Origin of the sequence: Ilyomonas limi (assembly GCF_005233845.1) — a bacterium.
GTDB classification, from domain to species: domain Bacteria; phylum Bacteroidota; class Bacteroidia; order Chitinophagales; family Chitinophagaceae; genus Ilyomonas; species Ilyomonas limi.
This window is the reverse complement of the sequence record NZ_SZQL01000020.1, coordinates 68430-91323: the sequence shown is the minus strand read 5'-3', so window position 1 is coordinate 91323 and position 22894 is coordinate 68430. Positions and strand designations below refer to the sequence as shown.

Genomic DNA, 22894 nt, shown 5'->3' with positions numbered 1-22894 from the left:
TTATAAAGTTCGTGAGCCCGGCATTATGGAACCCGACATTGCAGCGCCGGATATTGCACGCTGGTTAATGCGCTGTTCTGCCAGCCCGGTCAGTTCCTGGTCTGCCATATACTCTTCGTCGAGTGTTTGCTGCAGCAGTTGCTGTACCTGTGCCAACCCAAGTTCCTGCGCATACGTGCGGGCAGTACCATACGATGCAATTTCAAAATGTTCTACCTTTTGGCAGGCACCAATTATGGCTGCATCCATTACTTCCTCGCTCAGATTTTCGGCCATTATTTTTTCGCCTTCATCTATAATGCCGTCCATGCCTTTGCATTTGGTGCCGCCCATCAGCGTTGCCAATACGCCGGAATATCTGGTAGCATCTTCCTCGCTGGCACCCAACAATTGATTCACTTGGTCGAGGCGTTGGCGCTGCCTTTTGGTAATGTTTAAATGCTCATCCAAAGCCTTCTTCAATTGCTGGCTGGTGGCGCGCTTAATCATTGCCGGCAGGGCTTCAATTATCTGGTCTTCTACCGACACCAGCATTTGCACATCGTGCTTTAATAATGCTTTTAAATCATTCATCTGGTCCATAATAATAGTTTTTTGGGTGAATACTACTGCGCCCCAAAACTGTGCCCTGTGCTATTGCTGTAAGATTATTTATACATTACTTAAGAAACTGGCATTTGCCGTATAAGGCATATTTTTTTACTATTACCTAGATATCAGATGTTTTGAAAGTGGTGTGATTGTTTAAGCGCTTTAACCATAATCTTCTTTATTGCAACAATGTAATAAGGTAAATGCGATAGGTGGGTAGTTCGTTGCATTACTGTGTTGTAGACGCCACACAGGACAGTGTTATACAACAGAATAAACATGCATCAGGCATAACGGCACAGCGGGATTCCAATTAATATTTTAATATTTTTAAAATCTGATGCTGCATGTATAGCAACCCGCAATGGGCTACTTTTGCCGCTTATTTTATTTAAGAGTAATGTTCAGGCACAAGGGCAAAAGCAGAACGTATATTCATAACCTCAAGCTGGCATCTATGCTTTCGTTGGTTGCAGGCATGGTTAATACTACCGGCATTTTATCTGTACATACACTTACTACCAACCTCACGGGTCATTTTGCTTATTTTGCGGAGGATTTTTCCGTTAAAAACTATGGAATGGCGCTGACTTATTTGTCATTCGTGCTTTCCTTTTTAACCGGTGCTTTCGTATCCAACCTGCTAACAGAAATTACTGTAAGAATAAAACCTGCCATTGGACACGTTTTGCCCATGTTTATTGAAATAAGTATACTTATTACTATAGGCCTTACCGGCGATCCTTTTTTATCATCGGCCGTTGACAGTCGGCTTATGGCTTGTTCACTGTTGTTTGCTATGGGTGTGCAAAATGCGCTGGTCACCAGTGTTTCGCAGTCGGTAGTGCGTACCACGCACTTAACCGGCACGTTTACCGATCTGGGTATTGAATTGTCGCAACTGTTTTTTTATCGTAAAACAAACAGTATTCATCAATTAACCAGAAGCATCTACTTAAAGCTGGCAATTATCAGTTGCTTTTTTTTTGGTGGTATTAGTGCGGGATTGATGTACAGCACCTTCAGGCTAAAAACATTGTTGTTTGCATCTGCTTTTTTACTCATTGCTTTTTACTACGATAATATGCGTTTTCGGTATTACCGTATCAAGCGAAAAATACAATCGAAATAACTATGAAGATGCGCATGTTATTTGCACCCATTTACCAAAAACAATATGCCGCAGGTAAAAATAAAGCATACAACAATTTTATCGGATGAGCATTATGTACTTAAAAGAATTGACTATGAACTGCAGCAGGAAGAGGGTAAATGGAAAAACCAGCAAAGAGAAGTATTTGACCACGGCAATGCAGTAACTGCCCTGCTGTACAACAAAGAAAGCAAAACGGTTATCCTTACACGGCAGTTCAGAATTGCTACGTATGTAAATGGCAACGAGGACGGGATACTTACCGAAACCTGTGCAGGACTAATAGATACAAGTGAATCGCCCGAAGCAACTATTAAAAGGGAGATAAAAGAAGAAACGGGCTATGCAGTAGAGAATGTAGAAAAAGTATATCAGGCATATACTTCGGCAGGTTCGCTTACAGAGTTGTTGTACCTGTATGTTGCCTCTTACACCGAAGACCAAAAAGCAGGTGGCGGTGGCGGATTGCAAAAAGAAGGCGAAGATGTACAAATAATGGAAATTCCTTTTGATGACGCTGTACAAATGCTGGAAAAGGGCGAGATACAAGATGCTAAAACCATCATTTTGTTGCAGTATGCACTTTTGAAGAGTTTGATATAAAAGTTCATCGCAGACTGTACAGATAAGCACAGGTGTTTTTGTGAATAGTAAGGTTGAGATTGGACAGATAATTTATCATTCATTATGCTTCATCCGTGTTCATCTATACAATTCGCAAGCAACAACATTATTCTTGAAATAGATTAGCTTTATACTACAAATGCTATCATTATGGCTTTCCCAGGTTATCATTTACAACGCAAATCTTCTTTCAAAAAGATAATTACCATTATTGTACTCATTTTGATATTGATAATTGGCTTTTGGTTTTGGTGGAGTTATTTATACGTTTTTGGCGAAGGTGTAAAAAGCGGACAACTCAATTACATTGTAAAGAAAGGTAACCTTTTTAAAACCTACGAAGGCAAACTCATTCAAAGCGGTATTCGCTCGCAGCAACCTGGTTCTATACAATCTTACGAGTTTGAGTTTTCGGTTGAAAACGACAGCCTTGCCAATGTGCTGATGAGCAACAGCGGTGCTTACTACGATTTGCATTATAAAGAATATAAAAATACATTGCCATGGCGCGGCTTTAGCCGTTATATTGTAGATAGCATTGTACACATGCAATCTGCAACACATTAATTTTATCCTCCCCACTTTACATCCATCAATTATATACAACAGCCGGCTGGTATATTAATAACAGACGAATAACATCTGGCATAAAATTTATCCGATTCACTTAAAACAATACCTATGAGCACCAACAACGATAAAAACGAAACAACAGGCCACAATCAATCCGACTTTGCAGGCACCAATACCGACAGATATGGTGCACCCAAACCTGCTGATGAACAGGACAATCCCATTAATCCGCAGGAAGCGCAAAATGTAACGGATGGAGCAGGAAGATTATCGGGCGAGGAAGCTGAACGAGCAAGCAGAAAAGCTAATGAAGGTGGCAGCCAGGGAAAAAGCAACCAGAGTTCGAAATAATTTGCTCACAGATGTGACTGAAATAATAGGCTACGTCATTCCGCAAATGCTGCTGATAAGACAGAAGTAAAGCAAGTTTAAATTGGCGGCATTTGCGGAACGACATAGCTACATCATATCACTCTCTCCCACTTAACACATTCTTTCCTGCCTTCAATGCAAAGGTTTTACCCCTGAAATGTAATGTTCCATCGGTTCCTGCTGGCAATTCGATACTTGCCTGCCAGTTTCCATTATTCAATTGATAACTTACAGCAATCATCCCCTTTGGATGCGGCATACTGCCTGAAGCATTCTTTAATTTTCCTAAATGTGGCGTAATGGCAATATGGTTAAATCCCGGCATGTCTGAATCTATTCCCAACACCGTTCTGAACAATTCAATATTCGGGCTGGCTCCCCAGGCATGACAGTCGGAGCGGGAAGCATTAATATCACTCATCTCTGCCCATGTAGTCATACCATATGCCAGATTATCTTTCCATAACCCTAATTGATCCAAATACAAATCGCCCAATCCGGCTTTTACCAAAGCGCGGTTTACATAATACTTAAAATAAACAGTTGCTTGCGTGAGAGATGTATCGTTTAAAAGCTTATTAGCAATATTTGCTGCTTTTTTTTCATCAACGGTGCCGGTTAAAACAGCCAATGTATTGGCGTGCTGAGAAAAAAAGTTATGTTCTTTTGTATCTGCGTATAAGCCCCTGCCCTCGTCCCAATATTTTGTATTGATAGTTTGCGTTAATTGTACCGCTTTCTGTTTATACAATTGTGCATATTCCTGCATTCCCAACTGCTCTTCCAGCTGTGCTGCCAACTGGTACGCCCACAGTAGTTGAAAATCCAATACCGCAGAAGCGCCATCACTTCCCAAAGGTGGCATTCCATTCTGCCAGCCATTGCCTTCGCTCCAATCAGTAAATTCCCAATAGGGTGCGTGTTGCAGCGAGCCGTCTCCACCCTGGTAGCGCGAAAAGAAAGTCAATACATCCCGCACACCGGGTAAAAACTGTTTTACAAAAGCAGTATCATCCCGGTACATCCAATAGTCGTGCACCATCCCAATCCACCATAGGGAAAAAGGAGGTATTTCCTGCGGCGTATATGAGGGATAGCGACTTAGTGTAATGCCTTCTGCCAGGCGTGAATCGTGAATTTGTTTAATAGCATTACGCATCAACCGATCATCGCCGCTATTGTACAGCGATACCAGTGCCTGTATGCGCGTATCGCCTACATATTGCAATTGCTCATAGTAAGGGCAGTCCATATAAGTTTCCACTGCACAATCCCTGGCAGTGCGCCAGCCCACTTCGAGTATGGTATTCAACAACGTATCGCCGGCATCAAACGTAGCGTTGTATTGAAAAGGATAACCAGTGTAAATGCCATAAAAATCGTTAATGGTTAATGGTGCTGCGCTGGTTTGAATAGTTAGTTGTACATACCGGAAGGTGCGCCATGATAAAGCAGTGAATGTTTGATTATTTTTTCCATCGGCAGTTACCTCGTCAAACACGCCTACGAATGCTTTGCCGGCTACTTCATTGCGGTTGCCTTTTTGATATATTACTTTATCGCCTTCTTTTTTATACAACGCTTCGGTATAGCCTATGGTAATGGTAGCTCCTTTTCCACCGCTGAACTGCAATACCGGATAGGCATTTGTTTCAAATCCCTGGTCTAATAAAATGCTTACCTGTGTATTAGCGGGTACCGTAAATGCTTGTTTAGTGGCAGGAAAAGCCGGCGGTATTGTTGTTCCGCTTACAGTTCTTACACTTTGCAGGCGTTGTGGCGTGAGTTCTACCTGCGGAATGCTTCTGGGTACGAGCATCCATCCGTAGGTGTAGTCAAATACGCCTTTGGGCAAGCCGTTAAAAACAGGCGATGCCTGCTTCCAGCTTTCATCGTTAAAATCTGGCTGTTCCCATCGCTGCGGATAAGCATTGAAGTCCACTCTTTCGCCCGGGCCCGCCACATAATACGCATAATGAATATCCACTGGCAGCGGGTTGTAAGCCGTATCTTTGGCGCACTTCCACGAGGCATCTGTATTCACTATTGCTTCTGTTGCAGTATTGCCTTGCATTATAAAAGCCGTCTGCAACGTGATCTGAGCTTCCTGCCGCCACTCGCCAAAGTTCCACACTACAGATGCCAGTACATTGTTTCCTTTTTTGAGATACGGCGCAATATCTACCGTTTCAAAATTCCAGTGGAACAAATCGGCTCTTGCGGGACCGAGCGACACCATTGTGCCATTTACATACAACTTGTACCGGTTATCTGCACTCACATGCACGATGAAGTGAGGGGGTACATTATCCAACCGGACTGTTTTTCTAAAATGATACACGCCGTACTGATGCGGTGCAGCCGGATCTGCCAGAATCCATTTGGCATCCCATCTTTTGTGCAGTATGGAATCGTTGATGTTTTGTGCTGTTGCAAACAATGAAAAGAGGGATGCAATACAGAGCATAAGTATAGCTTTTTTCATAAGGCATATAGCGTTTTATGGCTGTGGTTTGTTGGTGAAATTGGAGGGATAAAAATAAGGGTTGAAGGGAAGATAATTGAATAAAATGAGGACACTTAAAAATGCAGCTATGTTCATATGTCCTTCAAGTGTTAGCATGCACACTTTGAAGAATGGGATAAAATGATTCTTCAGAATCGTTTAAGTATAATTTCCGGGAAAAGCATAAAGTCCGTTGTAAATATAATGCAGATCAGAGGTCTGGTATTGTCCTTTACGTCGCAGTAGCTATGCTAACACATCGAAGAAGATGGGGAACATGGCAATTTTTGCACCGCTATTTCCTTCATAAATAATGTCATGGTTCTCAATCGCATTCAATATATCATAGTAATAATCTGCAATCTCAGAACGTCTTAGCGCGATGTGCGTCCAATGTTCACCGGTTAATTGCATAAGAATTCCATTTTTGAAATTGCGATATTCACTTTCACTAAATTTTCAGATAAGGCTTTTCTTTTATCACCATTTACTTACCATGCTCAAAATAGCACCACCGTACTGCTTTCTGCCATTACATGCACTTATTCAATATCTCCTTTCAACGCGTTGTGTATAGTAAAGGACATTGCGGTGGTTGCAGATAAAAGGAAGTATTTTATACTTTTTTTTACAATGGCTCTTGCCTGCCGCGCATAAGTACCGGAAGACATTGCTGAAAAAAAATGGTGTTTGCCACCATTCAACAATCGTTACATAAAATGATAAAGAAATACAACATCGCCTGCCAAGGCAGGTTTTGGCTGATCTTTAATCTCCACCTGAATGAACAGCGTTGCTTTGGTAATTCCTCTTAAATTTACAATAGATTTCAGCGAAACCCGGCACCGCACTTCACTATCAACCACCACTGCCTGTCCGAACTTTAGTTGTTCAATTCCATAATTCACCTCCATTTTAAGGTTTTGAACATCTACTACTTGTCTCCAAAAATAAGGCAGCAACGAAAGGGTGAGATACCCATGTGCAATGGTGGTTTTAAAAGGGCTTTCACTTTTGCATCTTTCAGGATCAATATGTATCCATTGAGGATCTAAGGTAGCATCTGCAAAGTGATTGATCTGCTCCTGTGTAATTTTATGCCAGGGCGAAACACCCAGTTCTTGACCTAAATGCGATTCGAATTCTGCATGACTTTTTATGATAACCATAGCGGCTAAGATATATAATTTCCTTTCTCAAAAATATATTCGTGTTCGTCAAAGTATGTGCGTAGTGCAACGCTGTGTATAAATAAAAATCCTGCACAATCCGGCGAAGCTTATAAAACCTGCAAATTTCTCCGGCTTAAGGATAGTAATGGATCACTAGGGAGCATCACCGTTGTCCAGCACTTCGGAGTGCGCTGCGCTAACACGCTGTATAAATACAATTTAAACGATTGGTATTCAGCAACCTACAAAACTTATCTTTTGTCCATTTTCTATATGATTAACAGCATTGTTTAATTTCGAAGAACCGGAAGATGTTAATATTAAAAATAAGTTAGTTTGGTTTCTTTTTTCCTTCTATCTTTACATCGCAAGCGGTTAACTCTTTTCTCGTTTAGTGTATTTATTCTTTTATTTAAATATGTACTTTTATTAGTTCTTGTTTTAGTAAATCAGTTAAATTTGTTATTTCGTCCTTAGCAGTTAACTCTTGCAGAAAAGGGCAGTTGAAAAACTGCCCTTTTTCATTTCCAATCATGTTCCGCTGTTCCCATATTCGTCAACCCAGGCGAAGTTTAAAACCATAGGTGTTCAAAACATGCATTATATATTTGAAGGCAGGGCAACAAGCGTCACGCAAGCTTACCAATCGGTCTGTGCTAATCCTTAAACAATATGGATTGAAGAGTGTTAATATGAAATAATCCTGAACTCTAAATAATATACAGATCAAAAGTTAGTACAATTATTACTGAATTTAAAGAAGGACAAAGTCGTTTTTGAAGTGCCTTGCTCCTGTCTTGATTCGTGTCTTAACGAACCTCAGACTTCCAGTTGTCAAGCAATCTCCTCAATGCAATGATTTCCCCAAGATGATAGCTGTTGTGATCAAATAACACCAGTGCTTCGCGCAGCCAGCTTTGTCCGCTTCCATGTTTAAAGGGTGCATACACATCATCCACGTGTTGTAAGCATTCAATAAATGCATTTAAATCTGATTGTATCTTGCCAATGCTTTCATTCCATGCTGCTTCATCTGTTGGTGCAGCTTCTTCCACCCAATAATCAGCAGGCCAATTCAGTTCCCTGTAATTTTTGTTGACGGAAAAATCAAGAATATCTTTTTGTGCAATGCGGATATGTTCAACCTGTTGCCAGATGCTGTAGGGAACGCCATTTGGTTTCTTACCCAAATCTTCAAAAGGAATGTCTTTAATGGCATCATCAAAAGAAACATGGGCATGACTTTTTGTAAGCAAGGTTGCCAGTTCTTTTTTTAGTTGCTGAGATGCATTGTTCTGATTATTCATAGGAAACTATTTATTAAAATAATTGGAGAATAAGCACACCCTTCGGATGTTAGCACATTGTATTCTGAGGTAAAAGATAAAATGATTCTGTAGAACTATCAACTACTTTTTAATCGGAAAAGTATCTGTCTGCACCAGAGATTACAATTCGAATTTCATAACTAAATATGAAGTTTGTTTTCCAATAATCAATGAAATAAAACTTATTTTATTTTCAATATTTTTTGAAAGTTCAGGAACTTATTTATCTTTGCTGCCATAATACGTTTTCATGGAAATACAGGCAGCAAAACAAAAATTCATAAACACTTGGGGCTCACTTGGCAGCGAGTGGGGTATTAATAAATCGGTAGCACAAGTTCACGCATTGCTGCTGGTTTCGACAAATCCAATTTCTACCGACGAAATTATGGAAGTATTAAAAATATCGCGTGGCAATACAAATATGAGCCTTCGTCAGTTACTTGATTATGGAATTATTTATAAAAGAGTAATTGCCGGCGATAGAAAGGAATACTTTGTTGCAGAAAAGGACATTTGGAAGTGGGCTGTAAAAATAGCCATGATGCGCAAGCAAAAAGAAATTGACCCGGTGATGCATGTGTTGAGCGACTTGAAAGAAGCGACAAAAAAAAATAAAACAGAAGAAGGAAAAGAGTTTTATGCAATGGTAAATGACATACACACCTTCACAGAACAGTTTTGCAGTCTGGCAGATAAAATCATGAGTTCAAACCGCGGAGAGCTGCTACTAAAGCTTTTGAAAATCGTTATGAAATGAACTACAATATACTTTCTTATCTTATTTATGGATGTATTACCGTGTACATCATTTATTGGGTAGGGAAAGCCTTTTACCGCAACGGCAGAATCTTTATCCTGCGGCTTTTTCACCAAAACCAGGCGATGACAGATACTACCAATAACCTGCTGCTAATGGCTTATTATTTATTCAACATCGGTTATGCTGTTATCCAATTCAGTTTTTGGGAAAAAGTTTCTGATACAGCTACAATGATAGCTTCCATTGCAACTAAAACAAGCATACTGGTGATGATTCTGGCAGTAACACACTACTTCAACATATTGTTTATTTATTTTCTTTCTAAAAAAGATCATCATTTAACCACATCAAAAACTGTTCAGCTATGAAAGATTTAATTGTTCTTGCTTACAGCATTTATTTGCCAATTGTCGTTTTACTTACATTTTATGTAGCAAACAATTTGTTTAAAAACAGCATTGTATATATGAAAGACATATTCAACGGGCGCTTAGAGATAGCCGCTGCTACGAACACGCTTTTTAAAATTGGATTTTATTTGTTGAATGTAGGCTTTGCCTTATACATTTTAAAGATAACCGATGCCACCAACACTGCACAGTCAACCATTGAGGTGTTGAGCAAAAAAGTTGGCGGGTTCAGCATTTACCTTGGTGTGATGCTTTTTATAAACATGTATTTCTTTTTCAGGGGCAAAAGAATATCTAAACAAAGAAGCATCAGCTTACCGATTTCTGCAACAACAGCTATTAACCCGTAAACAAAATAAACAGTGGAAAAGAAAATAGTCATTGCAGGCGGCACTGGCTTTATAGGCGAGTATTTACATAAAAGATTTATTGAAAGTGGTTACCAGGTTGCAATTGTTTCAAGAGATAAAAAACACATCAATTGGAATGATGAACAAGCAATTATAGCAGCCCTGGAAGGTGCAGCAATGCTGATTAATCTTGCCGGTAAAAGTGTTGATTGCAGATACAACGAAAGAAATAAAACCGGCATCCTGCAATCAAGACTGCAAACAACAAAGGCACTCGGACAAGCGGTTCTAAAATGCAAAAACCCGCCGGGGTTATGGATTAATTCCAGCACGGCAACCATTTACCGCCATGCCGAAGACAGACCAATGACAGAAGCTAATGGTGAAATAGGAAGTGGCTTCTCCGTAAATGTTGCAACAAGCTGGGAAGCTGCTTTCTTCTCGTTTCAGCCGCCTGCTACAAGGCAAATTGCATTACGAATGGCAATTGTATTAGGTAAATCAGGAGGTGCGCTCAAGCCACTTTTACATCTGGTACGTTTTGGTATAGGTGGCAAACAAGGCAAAGGCAACCAAATGTTCAGTTGGATTCATATTGAAGACGTGTTCCGCATTATTTTGTTTTTACAATCACATAAAGAACTACATGGTGTTTTTAATTGTTCGTCCCCTAATCCGGTAAACAATCAAACACTGATGCAAACATTGCGACAAGTAATGAAAATGAAAGGAGGAATACCGATGCCTGAATGGCTACTTAAGATCGGAGCAATCATCATTCAAACAGAAACAGAATTGATACTGAAGAGCCGCTGGGTTATTCCCGAAAGGCTTCTAAATACTGGTTATGTTTTTAAGTATCCGGATTTAAGAAATGCACTGCAAAATATTTTAAATGAGGAGTATAAATCTCCTAATTAAATCTCTATCCTATCCTTTAGGTTTGTACAATACAGATTTAAAAGAAAGTAATTATTTAAAGATACTTTGGTTCTATATTAATTGCACTGATTCTTTACTTCCTTCCACTCCCCACTGCCATTGCCACTCCAAACACTAAAAACGCACCGCCTGTATAAAAGTTCAATGCATACGCAAGTGCCGGAGAAAGCAATCCGCCAATCAACAATATCAATGCGACAATAATAAAGAATATACCGATGATAAAACCGAGGTTATTGAGTTTATTGAACATAACACGTGCAGTTTAAAAGAAAATAATGTTGAGTATAAGCGTAACCACTATTAAGATAATAGCTAATGGCACCACTTTTTGATGCCATTTATTGCCAAAATAAGACTGCTTTACCGTTAAGGAATACACCAGCCCCTGCAACTCTTCTTCCGGTTTGGGCTTTGTAATCAAACTCACCAGAATAGTGGTGCAAAAGTTGGCAATCCACGAAACAGACGCTACAATAAATGCCTGCCCCATGCCACTGCTGATTTCATACCAGGGATAAATCCAGCCGCCTTTACCTTCGGCAATGGTCAATCCATGTGTGCAGGCTGCAGCTAATGTACCTGCCACCAATCCCCAAAAGGCGCCATCGCTGGTGGTTCTTTTCCAAAACATACCGAGCAAAAAGGTGGCAAACAAGGGACCGTTCACGAAAGAAAACACCAACTGTAAAAAGTCGTTGATATTATTAAAACTCTTGGCAATATAAGCAGTAACAATAGATAACAAAATGCCTGCAACCGTTACCGCTTTCCCAACCATCAGGTAGTGCCGGTCGCTTTTGTTTTTTACAAAATAACTCTGGTAAATATCATACGTAAATACAGAATTGAAAGCCGTTACATTGCCCGCCATGCCGCTCATAAAAGAAGCAATAAATGCCGTAATACCTACGCCCAGCAAACCGGTGGGATAATAATGCGCAATCAGCGAAGGCAAGGTCATGGTATAATCCAAACCGCCACTGGCATCCTGTGGAATGCTATAGCCTTTAGATGCTAAAGCAGGCTGCATCAGCGTAATGGCAATCACGCCCGGCAAAACAACGATTATTGGCATTAACATTTTAGGAATGGCAGCAATAATAGGCGTGCGCTGTGCAGCACTCATATTCCTGGCCATCATTGCCCGCTGCACCACAAGGAAATCGGTACACCAATACCCAAACGACATTACGAAACCTAACCCGAAAATGAGCGACATAAAGTTGATGCCCATCGGGTTGGTATCTGCATTGCCCATATACTTCCATGCATGGGTATATTGTGGTGGCAAAGAGGCTTTAATGGTACTCCATCCACCGGCATCATGCAAGGCAACTATGACGAGTGGCGTAAAGCCTAACACGATGAGAAAAAATTGTAGTACTTCGTTATACACAGCACTGGTGAGTCCGCCCAAAAAAGTATAAGCCATTACAATGCCTGCAGCAAGCCAGATAGACACATCAAAATCCCAGTGCAAAATTACTTCGAGCAGTTTTGCCAGAGCATATAACGAAATGCCAGAGGAAAACACCGTCATTACTGCGAATGTAATAGCATTTAGTCCTCTTGTTTTTTCATCGAAGCGCATGGACAAATACTCAGGAACACTCCTTGCCTTGCTGCCATAATAAAACGGCATCATAAATACACCCAAAAACACCATAGCGAAGATGGCGCCTACCCAATAAAAATGCACCGTCATAATACCATACTTGGCGCCAGATGCTACCATACCCAATACTTCCTGCGCACCAAGGTTGGCAGAGATGAATGCAAGGCTTGTTATCCACAAAGGAATGTTACGGTTGCTTGATAAAAAATCATTACTTGATTTAATTCGTTTCTTAATAATAAACCCAACACTTACTACAAACAAAAAATAAACAGCAATAATGAGGTAATCGGCAAAATGAAGATTCATAGGCAATCCGTTGTAAATGAAGGCGGAAATTTAGTGCTTATTGGTTTATAAGTGTGTTATAGTAAGATTTATTTTCTTCAATGTAAAAAGGAATAACAGATTTCGCTACGTTAAACTATATCTTTCGGCAATTACTTAAACAAAAATAGCAGGCTTTAAACCTGCTATGATTTATTTAGTTGGTGTATGAAAATACTTGTAATTAAAAAGAACGGACAGCTCTTACATGTATTGTAAAGCTTTTATCATCCGCAAATTTGAAGCCGCCACCAAATTCCTGGTCCCATGCATTATTTGTATCTGATTCTGTTGAACTCCAGTAGTTCGTTGCTGCAAGCCCGGGCACTTTGCTTCTGTGTTTGTACAGTTGATTGAGTTCCTGCTTTGATGGTAAATACCAGTCGCTAAAACCATTAAGCACCAGATCGGCACACAGCTTTGCAGCATATTTGCCACTACCTTGTTTATTTACAATTTTAGTAGTGTTGCTCGCACCGGTACCAATAATAGTTCCTTTGGCGCCGGTAACAATATACGTATTGTTGTACCATTTTATACCGCTGCTCTGGTCTTTGGTGGCAGCCACTAAACCATGCTTTTTGGTAGAGTCGAGATAAAAGATAATGCCACCAGCATGCATATCACCAATACGCAAAGTAGCTTGTATGCTTGCATCTGCTGCTGTTGCTGTTTGGTTTAACGACTGCGTTGCAGTGCTATTAATACGCTCTTTTGTACAGGAAGTAACAGCAAGCAATAAGAAAAAGGAAAGGCTGGTTTTAATGATCGCTTTCATGATTGGAAGGGGTTTTGAAGTTTTAAAATGAAGGTCAGTCAAATATATGAAAGTATTTAAAGCAAATCTGCTCATCTGCACCATCCTTCAGCCGGAAAGCGTTTACTTTCTTACAATGCTTAGTGCAATGTCAGTAGTAAACAAGGGCGTATGAAAGGTATAAACTCCACCCTTGTGTTGCAGTGTTCGCCGGTTTCCATACCAGTTTCCTTTTGCCGGGTTGTACCATTGTACTGTGTATTTACCAGCAGGTAACGACAGCGCCACCGAATCTTTGAAGGAGGAAGTATCCGCTTCATATTTACTTACAAAAGCAGCAGTTACTGGCTCCATATCATGTGGCGTACTATGATGGATGTACACTGCATATTGCTTCCCTTCTTCCGCCAGTACCCGTGTAATTGCTTCTGCAGGTAAAAGCACCAGCAACCCAGGGCTGTATTGCATGTGTACAAAACGGAATGTACTCATAAACTGTTGCAGATGCTTCAGGTATTGCCGTATAGTATCTGCACCGGACGTGCCTTGTGGTGCAGATGGGGTATATTCCCAACTTAAGTTGTTGTAAGCACCGCCGCCATGCAGTATAAAATCCCATGCTTCTACACGCACATCATTTACATCTGCATGTATCAAAGAGCCCATTGTTTCATCCATACCAATTACTTTGTTTAGGCGCAACAACGAATCGAAACCTGGCATGTTGGAAATATGTACATAATGATAGTTGGCAATATCCACCGCCTTATTATCTACTATTGATTGATTAGTCGCAATCAAATGCTTTTTGGGCAACAGCATTTCCGTTTGCCTGATGAGTTTTGCCATGTGCGCGTTCCATTTATCTACTACAGCAGAATCCTTTACCTCGTTGTATGGCTCATTCGATATTTCGTAGTACAGGTTATCAAAAGCATTCAGTTCCTGCACCAGCTTCACCACCATTTTCTCCTGCCTTGCAACTAATGCCGTATCGGCAAGTGATTGAAAAAGCAAAAAACTGTTCTCTCCTTTCGGACCTTTGCCCTGGATGTTATTATCGGGATAAAGCGGGGAATACTGATAAATAGAATCGTTGTATTGATTGCCAAATAGTGTAAGTTCTATCACGATGCTCCGCATAGCCGCCTGCCGCAGGAGGTTTTTCAATCGTATAAAATATTGATCGTCCCATTGGTCTAAATCAAACTTATTACCGCCGTTGATGTATCCTGGAATGTTGCTGCGCTTCCAAGGCGCAATAAGCCGGTTTTCCTTTGGTGCTAACGTATTGTTGTACAGCATCCACTTGATATCGTTCTTACGTTCTACATAAGCGCCGGAGAAAACCCTGGTGTTGTTCATACCTTCTTTTTGCAAGGCATTCAAATAAGCGATATAATCAAAGTCCAGATTAAGCAAGGCACCATAATGCTCTCCTGAGGTAATGAGCAACACAGGCTTTTGACGGTACGTTACATAATGATGATTTTGCGGAGATAACCGTAAGGTATTTTGAGCAGTAGCGTTAACCGAAAAGCAAAAAGCAATAATGCACCAAAAGAGAACAGCAGGTTTTTGTATAGCAGCAATAAGCATAATGCTAAATTAAGCCGTTATTCAAATTTAAGTGCCATTAAATCCTACGTCATCATCCAGTCTCAATTTACTGCCGCATAATTGTAAGCAGAGTAAAGTAATGACACAACATTCACTACAACAGCAATGTTCTTTATCAACAGGGATAGAAAAAGCTTCAGGTAATTTTAATAGCGCGAATTAGTATTTCCCGAACGCATCCTCCTTTATTGTTGTACCCACACATTTATTCACATAACTATAGGAAATCATAACGCGTATTTCTTGCGAGGGGTGTTATTTTGCGCGCCAAAATTTATACTTATGAAAAAATGGATTCCAGTTGTTTTGATAGTATCTGTGTTAAGTTTAGGCATCAGCAGTTGTATAAAGAACGATACTGCACAACCGGTCTGCACACCGCTCACCGTAACTGCTCCTGCCATCGAAGTTACCAACTTAAAAGCATATCTTGATTCTAGTGGTATTAGCGCCATACAGGATAGCCGAGGATTTTTCTATACCATTGAATCTTCAGGTACCGATACTACGCATCCTACCAGATGTTCCGATGTAAGTGTAACCTACACCGGCACTTATTTAAATGGTACCGTATTCGATAGCACCGGCGCCAGTACGCCCATTTCTTTTAATTTGTCGGGTACCATAGCTGGCTGGCAAGAGGCTTTACCCCTTATGAAAAAGGATGGTATCATCAATTTATACCTGCCACCAAGTCTGGCGTATGGCGCTTCCGATTATCAGGGCATTCCGGGCAATTCGTACCTGATATTCAACATCAAACTTTGGGCTTTTAATTAATTTTTATTGTGCATAAAACACATCGCCGCTACAGGTATATTGTAGCGGCGATTTTATTTTATGCTTGCTGTAACAACAAGACAGAAACAACAGAATAAAGATGATCACACGGAAAATATTCATACAAAAACAGCACATTGTGTTCCTGTTGTTACAAGATGCTTTAGCCGTAAAAAAGTAATAGATTTTCTCGCCTCCGTTAATCACTAAAATGTCTTCTTTAGCTGCAAAAAATGACTGTCATCCTTCGATAAAGAATATGCAATAAAAGGTATAAAAATCCGTAATACATCAATTAATTACAGGTTTTTGAATTAAATTTGCAGGTTTTCAAAACACCGTTTTAAAAGTATTTACCGCAATGGTTTTGACCTAACAATTTTTAGTAATCTTTGCTGTATCAGCTATATTTTTCTTCTTAATTACCTATGGAATTAACCCCTGAACAACAGGCTATCATCAATGCTGCCGGCGATATAAAAATCAATGCAGTTGCAGGTTCCGGCAAAACCACCACCATCATTGAATATGCAAAAACGAGGCCCGCAAACAGCCGCATTTTATATCTCGCTTTTAATAAATCGGTAAAACTGGAAGCAGCTAAACGGTTTGCAGACGAAGGACTGCACAATGTAAAAGTAGAAACGGCCCATTCGCTGGCGTATAAGCATATTGTGCATTACAACAACTACAAAATAAAACCGCAAGGCTATAAAACAGCCGAGATTGCAGAAATGCTTCACCTCGAAGCAAGCGGCGAAAAACATGCGGAGTACATCATTGCCAACCATATCAACAAATTCATCGCTTACTTCTGTAACAGCGATAAGAAAAAAGTACAGGAATTAAATTATTTAAATACCATTTATGACGAAAAGGCAAAGGCATTTGTAAAAACATTTTATAGTTACATCGAAAACAAAACGCGCTTACTCCTTAGCAAAATGGATAAAGGCGCAATTGAAATAACACATGATTTTTATCTCAAAAAATTTCAGTTATCCAATCCGGTGTTGTACTACGACTATATTTTGTTTGATGAAGGACAGGATGCATCCCCGGCAATGCTGGATGTATTTTTAAACCAAAAAGCAACCAAAGTAATCGTGGGCGATACGCATCAGCAGATATATGGCTGGCGCTATGCAGTGAACTCGTTGGAGAAAGCGAATTTTGCAACATACCATCTTTCCACAAGCTTTCGCTTTAGTCAGGATGTGGCGGATTTGGCAATGGAAGTGTTGCAATGGAAAAGACACATTGAACAGGAAAAACAAATTGCCATTACCGGCAAAGGCAGCAGCAAACAACAAAAAACAAAGGCTGTTTTGGCAAGAACAAACCTTGGCTTATTACTAAAAGCTATAGAGTATGTAACTACCAAAAAGTACATTAAGCACATTTATTTTGAAGGCAATATTCACTCTTACACGTATGCAGATGAAGGCGCATCGCTGTATGATGTGTTGAACCTGTACAATAAAAAGCATGACCTCATCAGAGACAAGCTGATTAAAGGAATGAAAGACATGAAAGAACTGGAAGAATACATTGAAAAAACCGAAGATACACAACTTCAAATGATGGTGGAAATCGTGAAAGAATACGAGAATGATATTCCAAACATCTTGAAAAAGATTAAAGACAAACACATAGATAGCGATGATAAAGCGCAGGCTGAAATGATTTTTTCCACCGTTCACCGCTGCAAAGGAATGGAGTACGATTATGTGCAATTGGTGGATGATTTTATTACGGAGAAAAGATTAGAAAAATTAAAAGAAGATAAAGAGAATTGTAATACGGACAAACTGAATGAAGAAGTCAACTTGCTGTATGTAGCCATTACGCGAACAAAGAATGTACTGCATATCCCCGATACATTAATACGAGCTGATTTTCCTTCTTCACCCAACATTCAAATCATTCCTGTTGTAAAGGAAGAAGAAAAGAAAAAAGCTGCAATTACTCCTATATACAACCGGAAGGAGATAAAGGAGAAAAGTAATACTTATAAAAGAGTAAGAACAGTACATAAAGTTGCTTACAAGCCGTGGACAGATGAGCTTGACCATGAGCTGATGACAATGTATTATGATGGCATTACCATTGGCATAATGGCAAAGCATTTTGGCAAAACATACAGCGTCATTAAAGCAAGATTGAATGAGTTGGCATTGGAATAAGATTGCTACCTATAATTTATGCGGGCACACTGCAAAAGAGGTTTTAATAAGTTTTTCAATATAATAATAACCTTATCATCAGTATAAAACCTAATACTCCTTTTTCTCCTTCACTACCGTTGTATCTGTTGCAAAAGTTGGCACTATATAGCCACCAGTATCAATAGTTGTATGCGGAAATATTTTTTTTAAATCGGTATAACCGGATTGATTTATTCCTGTTTTATACAAGTACAATTCCTTCAATGTCTTTATATTTTTCAATGAAGTAATTCCTTCTATCGTAACTTTTGTGTTTACCAGATTGAGGTGTTGCAAATTAGATAATGGAGTAAGCTGTTTCAATCCGGCATCGGTAACGCCCGTGTTGGAAAGGTCAAGCCTAGTAAGTTGTGTAAGCTGCTCAACAGTTTGCAATGCTGCATCGCTTATGTTAGTATTAGCAAGTTTGAGCCAAACGATTTGCTTATTTAACTGCTGTATCAAACGCAAAGCATCTGTGCTTACAGTAGTATCGGTAATAAAGCTCACCATAAGGTAATTGCTGGTTTGGGCAACGGGCAAAACCAGCGCACCGGCAGTCTTTAATTTTGCTATGACTTGTTCATCTGCCTTGCTAACAGGCGCATCAGGTATTGTAGTTATTTCCGCTGCTTTCTGCTGCGGTGATTGCAGTGCTAATAAATGCTGTTTAATATCGGATGATTGCTCTATTTCTTTTACTTTTTTATTGAAGTCAGCACCATTATCAATCCACCAATGCAGTAATGCAATTTGACTTTTGGTAAGCTGCGGCTTTTCTTTGGGCGGCATATGATCATCATTGCTTAGTGATAAAGCAAGCCGCTTAATCAATTCACTTTTTTCGGCGCTACCCGCTTCAATTACTATCCCGTCTTTACCACCTTTTATCAGCCGTAAGCTATCGTCCATACGCAAGCCGCCTTTTTGCTTTTCGGCACCATGACAGGAGTAACAGCGTGTTTGTAAAATAGGTTTTATTACATCGGTATATACCTGTGCTTCCTGTACATTTGGTACCGGCTTTATGGTGAGTGATGAATTGCTATCACCGGAAAAAATATTGACTAATGGTTTGGTAAGATAATCGGAGCCATGCGTAAGTGAACCACCTAAGTGACCAGTAATTATAATCAACGCCAGCAAGCCAATGGCTAACACATTTTTATTTGCGGGAAATTGCGGATTTTTTGCTTTAGCATATAACATGCCGGCAACTAAGGTTAATGCAATTGCCATCCACATATGCCACGATACTAAAGCGGTATTGTAATCGTCTGTAGTAGAAAGTAAAGCACCGGTAATGCAGGAAAATAAAGCACTCACAGCGCCTACCAACAAAACAATAGGAACAGCGGATTGCAATGACTTGTATTTTTCTTTACCGGCAAGCCATTGCAACAGCAAGCCAGCCATTAAAATACCAATAGGCAAATGAACCAATACCGGATGAAAGTGACCAAAGAGTTCAGACATAAGAAAAGAAGCTATGAGCCGTAAGCATTTAGTGTTTTAATAAAATCGGTGAGTAAGTTTATTAGCAAAAGCAATCAATATTTTCTGTTCTTCATCTGTTTTGCGTAATGTATCATCTATCATAAAGGCATCTCCAAAATTTACTGCTTTGCAATAAGCAACTGTGTTTCCAATTCAAACGATGAACCTAACGGAACCTCAATAAATCTCCTGCAATCTTTTCGCTTGTTCTACTGCTTCCTTCAGCAATGTTTGAAGGAACAGATACCGCTGCGCTCATTATTTGTTGTATGATACCAAACCTTTCCAAAACAGGAAGGCTTTGAATCAATCTATAAGTGTTTACTGCTATTTCAAAATCTTTTTGCCAGATTTTCAACTCCTTAAAATTTCTCATCGTATTTGGTTTTTTACTTTATCTTCTTTTTATTGCTCGTAGCTCAAACCCATAGCATGCAGCTTCTCTAACTATATCTTTTCCTCCATAACTCCTTCATATATACATTTATCGTCCATTGGTCGGCTAAAGGTTGCTGTGTATAAGGCAGTGTGGGCATGTAGGTAGGCGGACCAAATTCTGTTAAAACTGTTAATGTATCGCCTTGTTGTTTTTTCAATGCTACTATTTTATCCCACCATGCAAAATGCGCCTTTACAGCCTCATCCCATTCCGGTGCACGCGGGTCATTCACCTGCGGACCTTCGGGATGGCCAATGCGCGCATGAACGTGATCTACCCTTGGCAATGTTATGTCTATCGTAGATTGCTGATCCTCCAGGAGTGTTTCACTTACATTGCACCAATGCGATACATCAAAAGTTACTCTTAATGCAGGAACTGTTTCTAAATAATGCCTCGCCACCGGTGCAGCAAACAACATTCTGGAACGATGTGTTTCGTGGCAAATTTTAATGCTGGTTTGCCGGGACAACTGTACGGTATGGGCAATGAATGTCTTGTTTTGTTCGTAAGAAAAATAATCTCTACCGGAATGGCAATTGATGTATAACGGTCGCTGCATTGTATTGGTAGCAGCCGCATCAATCATACCAGTAAACGTGTTGAAATGTGTTTGGTAATCGCTCTCATGACCTGCGGTCAAAAAGCCTACTTCCAGCGAATATTTTTGCAGGGCATTAAACAACTCATCCTGCTCTTTTTGTTGTAGCGGCCACCAGATTTCAATACCATCGTAGCCGTCCTTTTTTACTCTCGAGCAAAACTCATCTGTAGTTCCGGGAAAGCCCCAGTTGGTTGCTAAAACTTTCAATTTAAAATTGTTATTCATGTTGTTGATGGTTTGTGGTATGGCTAGTGCGCTCATAGAAGAGAGCAGTAATGCTGTGGTGGTTTTGGTAGTGGTTTGTAAAAAAGTTCTCCTGGTGAATGGCATATTTTTATTTTGTTAAACACATAAGACCATATGAATATAAGTACTCCTGTAAAATTAAGGTAAGGTGATATTGTCTGTCATTCCATTGCTGCCAGCAAGGTGACTTTATAAAAGCAAACTTAGCGGTGGCCTTGTATGGAATCTGCAGTCAGCCTTTACTTTGAACTAATTGTTAGAGATCAATACTGTGAGCAGTAACATTTATCTATCACCATCCACAGATTCCGCACAAAGCTGGCGCAAATTCTTAGAAAGCAGAGTTCTCGTGCTGGCGGCGTTGCGGAATGACGGGCTGCATTGCTTTTAATCAGGTTGATTTATTATACATTCAATTATTACATAAACATTATTCCAATTTCCTGCTATGTTCTTCCTGTGTTCCTATTATGCTATGTATTAAAAAATCCTACACTAAAATCTCCTCGATTACTCTCCCTTTTACATCCGTTAATCTAAATGGCCTTCCCTGAAAGTCGTACGTGAATTGCTCATGATCAAAACCAAGCTGGTCGAGGATAGTTGCCTGCACATCAAAGCAATCTACTTTACCACTGATAGCGCTGTAACCAATCTCATCGGTTTCTCCGTAAGAAAAACCTTTCTTAACGCCTGCACCCGCCATCCAGATGGTAAATGCTTCGGTATGATGATCGCGCCCTTTATATGGATTTTGCTTGCCTTCCCTGTTCTCCATCATCGGCGTTCTGCCAAATTCACCACCCCAGATAACCAGCGTTTCATCCAGCAATCCACGCTGTTTCAAATCTAAAATCAATGCTGTAACAGCTTTATCAGTTTGGCGGCATTTATTAATAAAACCAATATCAATGGCAAGGCTTGAATCGGTACCATGACTATCCCAACCCCAGTCGAATATTTGCACAAATCGCACTCCTTTTTCTACCAGTTTTCTGGCGAGTAAAATATTATTAGCGAGGCACGCCTGCCCTGGCTTGGTGCCATACATATCATGAATATACTGCGGCTCATTATTAATATTCATCACTTCGGGCACAGATATCTGCATCTTATACGCCATCTCATACTGCGAAATGCGCGACAGAATCTCAGGATCATTGTACTGCTTGTATTCCTCCGCATTTACTTCATTTATGGCATTAATACTTGCTTTGCGCAAATCGCGGCTCATACCATCAGGGTCTTTGATGAACAACACCGGATCGCCCTCGCTGCGGCATTGCACGCCCTGATAAACGCTGGGCAAAAAACCACTGCCCCATACGCTTTTACCTGCGTCCGGATTTTTACCGCCGCTTGTGAGCACTACAAAACCGGGCAAATTTTCGTTTTCTGTTCCTAAGCCATATGTTACCCAACTTCCAAGGCTCGCTCTCCCCAGGCGTGGCGATCCGGTATGTACTAATAGCTGCGCCGGACCATGATTAAACTGGTCGGTGGAAACAGCTTTCAGAAAGGATATTTCATCTACAATGGAAGCCAGGTGCGGCATGTTTTCGCTTACCCATGCGCGGCTCTCGCCATGCTGTGCAAACTTTGCCTGCGGACCAAGCATCTTTGGCACACCACGAATAAAGGCAAAACGTTTTCCTTCCAACAAAGAAGGCGGACACAATTGTCCGTCCATTTTTGCCAGTTCCGGCTTGTAATCAAACAGCTCTAATTGTGAAGGTGCACCCGCCATGTGCAGGTAAATAACACTTTTTGCTTTGGCTAAAAAAGGTGGCTGCCTGGGCGCTAATGGATGTGCCGGATCGAAGACAATGGGCGATGCACTTTTCTTTTGCGAGCAACCAAATAAAGTTGCGAGTGCAAGCCCGCCCAAACCCATCGCACTTTCTTTTATGAAGTGCCGGCGGGTATGCATGCGCAATACAGCATGTTCTGCTTCGCGAAGCAATCGCTGGTTGTGTAGTTCCTGTTGTGTCATAAGCCTCACCCCCTGCCCCGCT

23 protein-coding genes are annotated in these 22894 nt (G+C 40.4%); 10 read left to right on the top strand and 13 right to left on the bottom strand.

All coding sequences use genetic code 11. The features are described from left to right. On the bottom strand, positions 1-582 hold the full coding sequence (locus FC093_RS19915) for a DUF892 family protein (RefSeq protein WP_137263575.1): 582 nt from the start codon (positions 580-582) through the stop codon (positions 1-3). A 409-nt stretch (positions 583-991) separates the two neighbouring features. Between FC093_RS19915 and FC093_RS19910 the strand changes: the two genes are divergently transcribed. The 4 genes from FC093_RS19910 to FC093_RS19895 all read left to right on the top strand — a co-directional run bounded on the left by FC093_RS19910 (position 992) and on the right by FC093_RS19895 (position 3292). Beyond that, positions 992-1723, top strand: a complete 732-nt coding sequence (locus FC093_RS19910; RefSeq protein ID WP_137263574.1) for a YoaK family protein — start codon at positions 992-994, stop codon at positions 1721-1723. 45 nt (positions 1724-1768) lie between these two features. Further along, a complete protein-coding gene (locus FC093_RS19905; RefSeq protein WP_137263573.1) occupies positions 1769-2347 on the top strand; it encodes an NUDIX domain-containing protein in 579 nt (192 codons plus the stop codon). Positions 2348-2518: 171 nt separating this feature from the next. Further along, the gene (locus tag FC093_RS19900) at positions 2519-2935 is read left to right on the top strand and encodes a hypothetical protein (protein ID WP_137263572.1); all 417 of its coding nucleotides are present in this window, start codon (positions 2519-2521) and stop codon (positions 2933-2935) included. A 114-nt stretch (positions 2936-3049) separates the two neighbouring features. Further along, positions 3050-3292: a hypothetical protein gene (locus FC093_RS19895; RefSeq protein ID WP_137263571.1), complete on the top strand. Its 243-nt coding sequence runs from the start codon at positions 3050-3052 to the stop codon at positions 3290-3292. A 118-nt stretch (positions 3293-3410) separates the two neighbouring features. Here FC093_RS19895 and FC093_RS19890 read toward each other — a convergent pair whose 3' ends face one another. From FC093_RS19890 to FC093_RS19880, 4 genes are all read right to left on the bottom strand, one after another. Next, positions 3411-5798: an alpha-L-rhamnosidase-related protein gene (locus tag FC093_RS19890; protein WP_137263570.1), complete on the bottom strand. Its 2388-nt coding sequence runs from the start codon at positions 5796-5798 to the stop codon at positions 3411-3413. 267 nt (positions 5799-6065) lie between these two features. Next, complete coding sequence (locus FC093_RS23845) at positions 6066-6233, bottom strand: hypothetical protein (RefSeq protein ID WP_170971164.1); 168 nt, start codon at positions 6231-6233, stop codon at positions 6066-6068. A 296-nt stretch (positions 6234-6529) separates the two neighbouring features. Then, complete coding sequence (locus FC093_RS19885; protein ID WP_137263569.1) at positions 6530-6988, bottom strand: MaoC family dehydratase; 459 nt, start codon at positions 6986-6988, stop codon at positions 6530-6532. A gap of 812 nt (positions 6989-7800) precedes the next feature. Beyond that, a complete protein-coding gene (locus FC093_RS19880; RefSeq protein WP_137263568.1) occupies positions 7801-8298 on the bottom strand; it encodes a DinB family protein in 498 nt (165 codons plus the stop codon). Positions 8299-8569: 271 nt separating this feature from the next. On the opposite strand from FC093_RS19880, the gene FC093_RS19875 reads away from it, so the two are divergent. The 4 genes from FC093_RS19875 to FC093_RS19860 are packed head-to-tail and all read left to right on the top strand — an operon-like array spanning position 8570 to position 10763. After that, on the top strand, positions 8570-9079 hold the full coding sequence (locus FC093_RS19875) for a GbsR/MarR family transcriptional regulator (protein WP_137263567.1): 510 nt from the start codon (positions 8570-8572) through the stop codon (positions 9077-9079). After that, positions 9076-9450: a hypothetical protein gene (locus FC093_RS19870; protein WP_137263566.1), complete on the top strand. Its 375-nt coding sequence runs from the start codon at positions 9076-9078 to the stop codon at positions 9448-9450. Before FC093_RS19875 ends, FC093_RS19870 begins: the two co-directional genes overlap by 4 nt. Next, complete coding sequence (locus tag FC093_RS19865; protein WP_137263565.1) at positions 9447-9842, top strand: hypothetical protein; 396 nt, start codon at positions 9447-9449, stop codon at positions 9840-9842. The genes FC093_RS19870 and FC093_RS19865 overlap by 4 nt, the downstream gene beginning before the upstream one ends. 12 nt (positions 9843-9854) lie before the next feature. Beyond that, positions 9855-10763 carry a TIGR01777 family oxidoreductase gene (locus tag FC093_RS19860; RefSeq protein ID WP_137263564.1) on the top strand — a complete coding sequence of 303 codons (909 nt, stop codon included), beginning with the start codon at positions 9855-9857 and terminating at the stop codon, positions 10761-10763. Between the two features lie 94 nt (positions 10764-10857). On the opposite strand, the gene FC093_RS19855 is transcribed toward FC093_RS19860, so the two are convergent. The 4 genes from FC093_RS19855 to FC093_RS19840 all read right to left on the bottom strand — a co-directional run bounded on the left by FC093_RS19855 (position 10858) and on the right by FC093_RS19840 (position 15085). After that, positions 10858-11037, bottom strand: coding sequence for a hypothetical protein (locus tag FC093_RS19855; RefSeq protein ID WP_137263563.1), 180 nt, complete (start codon positions 11035-11037; stop codon positions 10858-10860). A 12-nt stretch (positions 11038-11049) separates the two neighbouring features. Beyond that, positions 11050-12711 (bottom strand): sodium:solute symporter family protein, encoded by a 1662-nt coding sequence (locus FC093_RS19850; RefSeq protein WP_137263562.1) that lies wholly within the window; start codon positions 12709-12711, stop codon positions 11050-11052. A 202-nt stretch (positions 12712-12913) separates the two neighbouring features. Continuing rightward, positions 12914-13507 (bottom strand): Lcl C-terminal domain-containing protein, encoded by a 594-nt coding sequence (locus FC093_RS19845; protein WP_170971163.1) that lies wholly within the window; start codon positions 13505-13507, stop codon positions 12914-12916. Positions 13508-13609: 102 nt separating this feature from the next. Further along, on the bottom strand, positions 13610-15085 hold the full coding sequence (locus tag FC093_RS19840; RefSeq protein WP_137263560.1) for a hypothetical protein: 1476 nt from the start codon (positions 15083-15085) through the stop codon (positions 13610-13612). 303 nt (positions 15086-15388) lie between these two features. On the opposite strand from FC093_RS19840, the gene FC093_RS19835 reads away from it, so the two are divergent. Both FC093_RS19835 and FC093_RS19830 read left to right on the top strand, forming a co-directional pair. Next, a complete protein-coding gene (locus tag FC093_RS19835) occupies positions 15389-15886 on the top strand; it encodes an FKBP-type peptidyl-prolyl cis-trans isomerase (RefSeq protein ID WP_137263559.1) in 498 nt (165 codons plus the stop codon). Between the two features lie 428 nt (positions 15887-16314). After that, positions 16315-18072, top strand: a complete 1758-nt coding sequence (locus FC093_RS19830; protein WP_137263558.1) for a UvrD-helicase domain-containing protein — start codon at positions 16315-16317, stop codon at positions 18070-18072. A gap of 90 nt (positions 18073-18162) precedes the next feature. On the opposite strand, the gene FC093_RS19825 is transcribed toward FC093_RS19830, so the two are convergent. The 4 genes from FC093_RS19825 to FC093_RS19810 form a co-directional block, all read right to left on the bottom strand. Then, positions 18163-19569, bottom strand: coding sequence for a c-type cytochrome domain-containing protein (locus tag FC093_RS19825; RefSeq protein ID WP_137263557.1), 1407 nt, complete (start codon positions 19567-19569; stop codon positions 18163-18165). Between the two features lie 187 nt (positions 19570-19756). Continuing rightward, positions 19757-19966, bottom strand: coding sequence for a four helix bundle protein (locus FC093_RS19820; RefSeq protein ID WP_137263556.1), 210 nt, complete (start codon positions 19964-19966; stop codon positions 19757-19759). Positions 19967-20033: 67 nt separating this feature from the next. After that, positions 20034-20963, bottom strand: a complete 930-nt coding sequence (locus tag FC093_RS19815; RefSeq protein WP_137263555.1) for a sugar phosphate isomerase/epimerase family protein — start codon at positions 20961-20963, stop codon at positions 20034-20036. 406 nt (positions 20964-21369) lie between these two features. Then, positions 21370-22872 (bottom strand): DUF1501 domain-containing protein, encoded by a 1503-nt coding sequence (locus tag FC093_RS19810; RefSeq protein WP_137263554.1) that lies wholly within the window; start codon positions 22870-22872, stop codon positions 21370-21372. Positions 22873-22894: the final 22 nt, after the last annotated feature.